The 7,918-nt window shown below is 69.8% G+C and carries 11 protein-coding genes; 10 read left to right on the top strand and 1 reads right to left on the bottom strand.

Annotated elements, in window-relative coordinates; translation table 11 throughout:
* The 10 genes from TA90_RS11865 to TA90_RS11825 all read left to right on the top strand — a co-directional run.
* Positions 1-516, top strand: a 516-nt coding sequence (locus TA90_RS11865; protein WP_043536736.1) for an electron transfer flavoprotein subunit beta/FixA family protein, incomplete at its 5' end; no start/stop codon positions are given.
* Positions 513-1,370 carry an electron transfer flavoprotein subunit alpha/FixB family protein gene (locus TA90_RS11860; RefSeq protein ID WP_052450841.1) on the top strand — a complete coding sequence of 286 codons (858 nt, stop codon included), beginning with the start codon at positions 513-515 and terminating at the stop codon, positions 1,368-1,370. The genes TA90_RS11865 and TA90_RS11860, both read left to right, overlap by 4 nt.
* Positions 1,370-1,609 carry an FAD-dependent oxidoreductase gene (locus TA90_RS14360; protein ID WP_082031682.1) on the top strand — a complete coding sequence of 80 codons (240 nt, stop codon included), beginning with the start codon at positions 1,370-1,372 and terminating at the stop codon, positions 1,607-1,609. Before TA90_RS11860 ends, TA90_RS14360 begins: the two co-directional genes overlap by 1 nt.
* Complete coding sequence (locus TA90_RS11855) at positions 1,567-2,658, top strand: hypothetical protein (RefSeq protein ID WP_052450840.1); 1,092 nt, start codon at positions 1,567-1,569, stop codon at positions 2,656-2,658. The genes TA90_RS14360 and TA90_RS11855 overlap by 43 nt, the downstream gene beginning before the upstream one ends.
* Before the next feature lie 5 nt (positions 2,659-2,663).
* Positions 2,664-2,963, top strand: a complete 300-nt coding sequence (locus tag TA90_RS11850) for a ferredoxin family protein (protein ID WP_043536735.1) — start codon at positions 2,664-2,666, stop codon at positions 2,961-2,963.
* An 87-nt stretch (positions 2,964-3,050) separates the two neighbouring features.
* On the top strand, positions 3,051-4,214 hold the full coding sequence (locus TA90_RS11845) for an acyl-CoA dehydrogenase family protein (RefSeq protein ID WP_043536733.1): 1,164 nt from the start codon (positions 3,051-3,053) through the stop codon (positions 4,212-4,214).
* A 95-nt stretch (positions 4,215-4,309) separates the two neighbouring features.
* Entirely contained in the window at positions 4,310-5,161 is an 852-nt protein-coding gene (locus TA90_RS11840) for an SDR family NAD(P)-dependent oxidoreductase (RefSeq protein WP_043536740.1), read from the top strand.
* A 59-nt stretch (positions 5,162-5,220) separates the two neighbouring features.
* Positions 5,221-6,033, top strand: coding sequence for an enoyl-CoA hydratase/isomerase family protein (locus TA90_RS11835; RefSeq protein ID WP_043536732.1), 813 nt, complete (start codon positions 5,221-5,223; stop codon positions 6,031-6,033).
* A gap of 155 nt (positions 6,034-6,188) precedes the next feature.
* A complete protein-coding gene (locus tag TA90_RS11830; protein WP_043536730.1) occupies positions 6,189-6,446 on the top strand; it encodes a ribbon-helix-helix domain-containing protein in 258 nt (85 codons plus the stop codon).
* A gap of 319 nt (positions 6,447-6,765) precedes the next feature.
* Positions 6,766-7,350 (top strand): ankyrin repeat domain-containing protein, encoded by a 585-nt coding sequence (locus TA90_RS11825; protein ID WP_052450838.1) that lies wholly within the window; start codon positions 6,766-6,768, stop codon positions 7,348-7,350.
* 13 nt (positions 7,351-7,363) lie between these two features.
* Here TA90_RS11825 and TA90_RS11820 read toward each other — a convergent pair whose 3' ends face one another.
* Positions 7,364-7,771, bottom strand: a complete 408-nt coding sequence (locus TA90_RS11820) for an arsenate reductase ArsC (protein WP_043536729.1) — start codon at positions 7,769-7,771, stop codon at positions 7,364-7,366.
* Positions 7,772-7,918: the final 147 nt, after the last annotated feature.

The following is a 7,918-nucleotide window of genomic DNA, read 5'->3' as shown; positions in this document are numbered from 1 at the left end:
AGTGGCGTCGAGGTCGACGGCCGCGTGACGGCGCAGGCCCTCGCCGCGGCCATCCGTGGCGTGGAGGGCGCCGACCTGGTCATCACCACCGAGGGCGCGGCGGACACCTACGCCCACGAGACCGCCCCCCGCATCGCCGAACTCCTCGACTGGCCGCTCATCACGAACGCCCAGTCCATCGAGGTCGACGGGACGACGCTGCGCGCCACGCGGGTCCTCGATGACGCCATCGAGCACGTCGAGTGCTCACTGCCCGCCGTCGTCTCCGTGGTCCCGGAGATCGCCCCGGCCCCCATCCCCGGCCTGAAGGCCGTGATGGGCGCCGCCAAGAAGGCCAAGAAGAAGGTCTCTGTCGAGGACCTCGGCCTCGCGACCGCTGACCTCGCACCCCGCACGCACACCGCACGGACCACCGGCTACGTCGCGGAGCGGCGCCACGTGCGCCACGACGGAACACCACAGGAGATCGCCGATTCCCTGGTCTCCTCCCTCCAGCAGGACGGAGTCCTCGCATGAGCACGATCCTCGTCGTCGAGACCCCCGAGCTCGCTGCCGACCTCGAACGCCAGGCCGCCTCACTGGGTGGCACCCTTCTCCGGGCCGTCCTCCCCACCGGGGCACGCCCCGAGGCCACGGTGCCCTCCCTGGAGACCATTGCGCGGGAGCACGGGTGCGCCCTCGTCCTCGTGCCCGCCACCATCGCCGGACGTGAGATCGCCGCACGCCTGGCCCAGCGACTCGACGTCGCCCTCGTCCCCGAGGCCACCTCACTGGAGCTGACCGCGAACGGTGGCCGCGCCGAGCGGGTCGTCTACGCCGGCGGTGCCGTGGCGGCACTCGCGTGGGAGGGACCCGCGGTGGTCTCCGTCGTCGCCCGCGCGGGCGCTGACGCCCCCACGCCCGACCCCACCGTCGACACCGTCGAGGTCACCGCCCCCGACACCCGGGTGGTGCGTACCGGACTCGAGGAGCGCCCGAAGTCCGACGTCGACCTCACGAACGCCCAGCGCGTGGTGTGCGTCGGCATGGGCCTCAAGGAGCGCTCCGACCTGGACCTGGTCGACCGACTCGCCGAGGCCCTCGATGCCCAGGTCGCCTGCACCCGCCCGGTGTCCGAGGACCGCGGATGGCTGCCCGTGGAGCGCTACATCGGCATCTCCGGCCTCCACGTCTCACCCGCCCTGTACCTCGGCCTGGGAGTGTCCGGCCAGGTGCAGCACGCCGTCGGCATGCGCGGGGCGAAGGTGGTCGTCGAGGTGAACACCGACGGTGACAGCCCCGCCATCGCCGATGCCGACCACCAGGTCGTCGCCGACCTCTACGACATCGTCCCCGCCCTCATCGAACGGCTCTCCGCAGGGGCGAAGTGATGGAGGAGGAACACACCGACGTCATCGTCGTCGGCGCCGGACCCGCCGGATCCGCCTGCGCCCTCACACTGGCACAGGCCGGCCGCAGCGTGATCCTCGTCGACCGCGGTGCCACACCCGGCGCGCGAAGAACGTCTCCGGGGGACGCCTCTACACCGCGGCGCTCGACGCACTGGAGCCGGGCCTGGCCCAGCGCGTGCCCGCCGAACGCCACGTCGTCCAGGAGCGCATCGGGCTGATCGACGGCGACCGCTCGGTGCTGGTCTCGACCCAGGCCCCCACGAGGGCGGACGGCAGCCCCCAGTCCGTCACCGTCACACGCTCCGTCCTCGACGAGTGGATGGCGGGACTGGCCGAGGAGGCCGGCGCCATGGTGGTCCCCGGGATCACCGTGGACGGCCTGGTCCGCGAGAGCGGGGTGGTCGTGGGCATCCGCGCCGACGGCGAGGAACTGCGCAGCGACGTGGTGGTGGCTGCCGACGGCACCAACTCCCTGCTGGCGCGTGAGGTCGGGATCGTCCGACCGCCCGTGTCCGGTCAGGTGGCCACCGGCGTCAAGGAGGTCATCGAGCTGCCCCAGGGTGCGATCGAGGACCGCTTCGGGGTCAGGGAGGGCGAGGGCGTCGCCCAGCTGATGGTGGGCTGCACCCGCGGTCTCCACGGCGGCGGTTTCCTGTACACCAACGCCGACTCCATCGCCCTGGGCATCGTCGTGGACCCGATGGGCCTGGCCGCCATCGACGGGACCCCCCGCGGGCTCCTGGAGGACCTGCGCGCCCACCCGGCCATCGCCCCGCTGCTGCGTGGGGGAGAGGTCGTGGAGTACGCGGCCCACCTCGTCCGCGAGGACGGGCTCGCAGGCGTCCCCGAACACCTCACCGCCCCCGGCTTCATGGTCACCGGTGAGGCGGGTGGGTTCATCCTCAACCTCGGCTACACCATCCGCGGTATGGACCTCGCGATCCTGTCGGGTCTGGCCGCCGCCCGCGCGATCCTCGGCAACGGCCCCACGGAGGAGTCATACCGGGCGGAGCTGGAGGGCACCGGACTGATGGCGATCATGCGCGAGGCCAAGGGATACCCCCGCTTCCTCGAGGCGGACAGGATCTACGCCGACTACCCGGCACTGACCCTGCAGATGGCCGGACAACTGTTCACCGTGCCCGACCCCGGCCCGCACACCCCACCCCAGAGGGTCGTGCCCCGGCTGTGGCACACGTTCAAGTCCTCCCGCGTGCGCATGAGGGACGCGGCAGGAGACGCGATGAGGGCGGTGAGGGGACTGTGAGCCCGGTGGAGGACACGCAGCGACGGCTCGAGGTCTCCGACCTGCTGGGTCGCGACAGCTTCGAGGTGGACGAGGACTACGCCCACATCGCGATCGACCCCACGGTCTGCGCCGGATGCCCGCACCACGCGTGCATCGCGGCCTGCCCCGCCTCCCTCTTCACCCGCGACGAGGGCGGCCAGATGCACTTCGACCACGCCGGATGCCTCGAGTGCGGAACATGCCGCGTCGTGTGCACGCCGGGGGGAATCGTCCGCTGGACGTACCCGCACTCCGGATTCGGCGTGACCTACCGGGCCTCGTGAGGGCCCACCCCCACACCCAACCCCACCCCGGCCGCCCGCCCCACCCGACGTGGTGGGCGGCACCGACATCAACCAAGGAGACGCATCATGAGCATGTGGTACATGAACGACGACCGTGAGGCCGTCCTGGCCATCGCCCGCGAGTTCGCGAAGACAGAGGTCGCCCCGCAGGCACTGGAGATCGACCGCGACGACAGGTTCCCCCTCGAGCTCTTCAAGCGCGCTGGTGAGCTGGGCCTCCTCGGTATCACCGTGCCCGAGGAGGACGGTGGCCTGGGCATGGACCAGACCACCAACGCCCTCGTCCTGGAGGAGATCGCCAAGGTCAGCCCGGTCCTCACGATCGCGATGGGCGCGCACATCCTCCTGGCCGGCGGCATCCTGCAGATGCTCGGCACCCCGGAGCAGAAGGCCAAGTGGCTGGCGCCCGCGGCCACCGGCGAGGTCGTCCTGTCCTGCGGACAGACCGAGGCGATCGGGGGCGACGACCAGGGCGAGTACACCACGCGCGCCGTCCTGGACGGGGACGAGTGGGTCATCAACGGCGGCAAGGTCCTCGTCTCCAACATCGGAGTGGCCGACTACTACGTGATCGTCGCCGTCACCGCCGAGCACCCGGACCCGGTGGCGAAGACCGGACTGTCGGCCTTCGTGGTGCCGGCGGGCACCCCCGGCTTCGGGGTGGGCAAGGCCGAGCACAAGCTCGGGTGGCACGGCTCGGCGACCGGCTCCCTGTCCTTCAGCGACTGCCGCATCCCCAAGGAGAACCTCGTCGGCGCCCAGGACCAGGCTCTGCAGGCCATGTTCATCTCCGCGACCGCCGAGTTCCTCTCCTGCGGTCCGGTCTCCCTGGGCATCGCCGAGGGCGCCTACGAGATGGCGAAGGCCTACTCGATGGAGCGGGTCCAGATGGGCCAGACGCAGTTCGACCGCTTCCAGGTGACCCGCCACAAGCTGGTGAAGATGTACACCCAGATCGAGTCCCTGCGAGCCCTCGTCTACTCCACCTACGCCCAGCGTGACGCCGGCGAGCTCGAGCTCGCGCGTGGTCGACTCCTCAAGGTCGAGGGGTCCCGGGTCGCGGAGGAGGTCGGGCGCGACGCCATCCAGATCTTCGGGGGTGTCGGCGTCATCCGCGAGACCGGCGTCGAGCGTTTCTGGCGCGACGGGAAGGTCATGGCCATCGGTGGCGCCTCCGCGGAGGCCCTCGTCGAGGCCGTCTCGATGATGATGCGTCGCGGAATGATCTGAGCACCCGTCGGGGGCGACCGACGTGGGTCGCCCCCGGTGGCAGCACGACCCGGCCGCCGCAGGCGGCCGGCCACCCAATGAAGGGATGTGTGGACATGAAGGACTACTCAGACAAGGTCGTCGTCGTCACCGGCGCCGCCAACGGCATCGGGGCCGAACTGGCACGGCGTTTCGCAGGTGCGGGGGCGGCGCTGGCTCTCTACGACATCGACAAGGAGCATCTGGAGGCGATCCGTCAGGAACTGGTCGACGGCGGGAGTACTGTGCTCGCGGTGCCCGGGGACGTCGTGGACGCCCCGGCCGTGCGCGCCTTCGCGGACCGGGTCTTCGGGGAACTGGGGCGCGTCGACGTGCTCTTCAACAATGCCGGCGTCATCTCCGCTGGCCTCCTGTGGGAGGAGCCCCTGGAGGACTGGGACTGGCTGCTCGGCGTCAACGTCAAGGGCCTGGTCAACACGATCGCCGCATTCGTGCCGCGCATGAGCGAGCAGGGCTTCCCCTCCGACATCGTCGACACCGCCTCGATCGCGGGACTCCTCACGGTGGAGAACTCCCCGGCCTACGTCGCCTCCAAGTTCGCGGCGCTGGGCATGACGGAGGTGCTCGACCTCCAGCTCCAGACCACCCACTCACCCGTCAAGGCGCACGCGGTGTGCCCGGCGGTCGTCCAGACGGACCTCGCGCGGTGCAACGAACACCGCGACCAACCCGGGTTCGACCCCTCCGACCACCCCTACCTGCAGTCCGAGGACTACCAGAAGCGCTGGGCCGTGGTCGAGGGCTCCCTGCCCTACGGGCTCCCCGTCGCCGAGGCGGTCGACACGATCATCCGGGGGGTCGAGGACGACACCTTCCTCATCCTCACCCATCCGGCCTACAACCCTGCCATCGCGGGCCGGGTGCAACTGCTGCTCAGTGGGGCGCACCCCCAACTGGTCCAGCGCTGAGGCCCCGACATCCCGGCCGGGTTCCGGCCGGACTCCAGTCACGGATGAAAGAAGCACACATGTATCCCTATGAGAAGACCTACGACCACGTCGTGACGGTCGACCTGGACCACGAGTCACACATCGCCACGGTCACCCTCGACTCGCCCGAGAACCTCAACCGGTTCTCCGAGCAGCTCATCGACGAGCTCTCCGCCGCCATCGACCAGATCCGCGTCGACCGGGAGATCCGCGTCGTCATCCTGCACGGCACCGGACCCGTCTCCTTCGGGCCCGGGGACCTGTCCGTCCTCAAGTCGAAGTTCGCGGTCTCGCTGCCCGCCGGGCGTCAGGTCATGACCGAGATCGGTGAGCTCATCCGCGCCATGATGTTCATGCCGCAGCCGGTGATCGGAGTGGCGGAGGGACAGTGCCTGGGCGGGGGCTGCAACCTGCTGCTCAGCACCGACCTGGTGATCGCCCAGGAGTCGGCCGTGTTCCACGAGCTCTTCGTCAACTACTCGATGAGTCCCGACACGGGTGGCCTGTGGGCCCTGCAGCGGCTCGTCGGTCCCATGCGCGCGAAGCAGATCGCCATGCTCGCCGAACCCATCAGCGCGGCCGCCGCCAAGGAGTACGGGATGGTCCTCGACGTGGTGCCGGACGGCTCCGCGATGGAGGCGGCCCACGACCTGGCCGTGCGGATCGCCGCGAAGTCGCCGGTCGGTGTCGCCCACACGAAGGCGATCTCGAACCACATGGAGGACTACACGCTGCAGACCTACTTCCAGGTCGAGGCCGACTACCTGTGTCTGGGAGCCCTCTCGTCGGACTTCCGTGAGACGAACATCGCGGCAGCCCAGCACCGGGAGCCCGAGTTCACGGGGGAGTGAGACCCGGAACGCGGCAGCGGTGGCCGCCCTCGTACAGGTGCACGAGGGCGGCCACCGCGCTGTTGGGACCCGTCATTGTGCTGCGCCACGGGGGACCGGGTCGGTGTTCACGGGAGCGCTCCACACTGGGCTCGATTTCGTATGACATTGATGGCATGGCTGAGGAAGAGACGATCAACGGCGTTCCCGTCACCGGGGAACAGATCGCGGCCTGGGTGGACGGGGCCGAGACCGGGTTCGACCTCGAAGCGTTGAGGAAGCGGGGACGCGGTCGGCCCGGGCGTGGAGCCGGGCCGCCACAGGTCTTCGCCCTCCGCCTGACGGTGGAAGAACTCACTGCTCTTGATGCGCGGGCGAAGGGGGAGGGCAAGTCCCGCTCCGAGGTGATCCGAGAGGCATTGGCCTCAGCGTGAGGGTCCACCCGTCCGCGTTGAGGCATGGTGTCGTTCCGGAGGATGCAATCCAGGCCGCAACTTGGGCAACGTGGATCGAGGACCTCGATGACGACAGTCCTGCGCGTCAGCTGCGGCTAAGCTCTGAGACCCACGGACGGTTCCTGGAGACGGTCGTTCTGGTCTTCGACAGAGGGAACGAGCTGGTCATCCGTGCGATGAAGGCGCGCCAGCAGATGCCTGATCTTCTTCCGGAGACAGGTCACTCGGAACAGATCCGACTCCGGTCGCGGACGGTCCGGAGCACGCCGCCACCATCACCGGAAGAGAGGGGTACTCCATGGAGGACGACGTCGAGGGCCTCTACGCCCAGGCGAAGAGCGGCGCGTGGGGAACGGTGCTCGCTGCGTGGCGCAGGGACCCGGAGCTCGCATCAGCCTGCGCCCACTTCACCAAGCCCACATCAGGATGGACCTTCCTCCACCAGGCCGCGCACTTCGGGAACGAGGCGGCGTGCCGCGCGCTCATCCAGGCTGGTGCCTCGGTCATCAGCGCCTCACGTGACGGGCAGACACCGTCACAGGTGGCGCTCGCCCGCGGCCGCGGGCACGTCGCAGAGGTGCTGGACCATGCTGCCAGCGGAGTCGATCGTCTGTGGGACGCTCCCACTGAAGCAGGCGTCCTGCCGAGCAGTTGCCTGTGGTCGGAGGCCCAGCCCCGGACGGCGACGAGCGAACTCGTCGTGGCCTACGGTGGCGCCGTCACCCGCGTGCGTCAGGGCGGGACGTACTACGTCGACTCCTTCGGACGAGTGCTGGTCGGCTGGCACGGGACGACGACCCCGCCGGCGGACATGGCTGGGTACCCCATGGTCCGCGTCGAGGGCAGCCGGGACTCCCGGCGGCAACCGTTTGGGGACGACTGAGGGACCGCCACCGTCACCGGGTCTCCAGGTCTGAGACCAGCGCCTGGACCCGGACCCTGATCTCGTCACGGATCCTGCGGACTGTCGCGATGTCCTGACCGGCGGGATCGTCGAGGTCCCAGTCCTCGTAGCGGGTGCCGGGGAAGAACGGGCACGTGTCCCCGCACCCCATGGTGACCACCACGTCGGAGGACTCCACGGCCTCGGCGGTGAGCACCTTCGGCTCCTCCGCCGTGATGTCGATGCCCTCCTCCAGCATGACCTCGACGGCGAGAGGATTGATCCGGTCGGCGGGGATGCTGCCCGCAGAGCGGACCTCGACGCGTCCCGCGGCGAGGTGACGGAGGTAGCCCGCGGCCATCTGGGAGCGCCCGGCATTGTGGACGCAGACGAAGAGGACTGACGGCTTCCGTCCGGACATCGCGGTCTCCCTCCACCAACAAGTGCGAGCAGGTGCTCCCCACCCCCATGTGTCGCCTCGAGGCAATCATGGCAGGACTGCGCTCGACTGGCCGAGGCTCACGCCGGGGGCCCCGCCGAAGTAGACGGACCGCATCACCGCGATCCT

It is taken from the genome of Actinomyces polynesiensis (genome assembly GCF_000820725.1).
Taxonomy (GTDB): Bacteria; Actinomycetota; Actinomycetes; order Actinomycetales; family Actinomycetaceae; genus Pauljensenia; species Pauljensenia polynesiensis.
The sequence above is the reverse complement of the archived record's forward strand: the minus strand, read 5'-3'. Positions and strand labels throughout refer to the sequence as shown.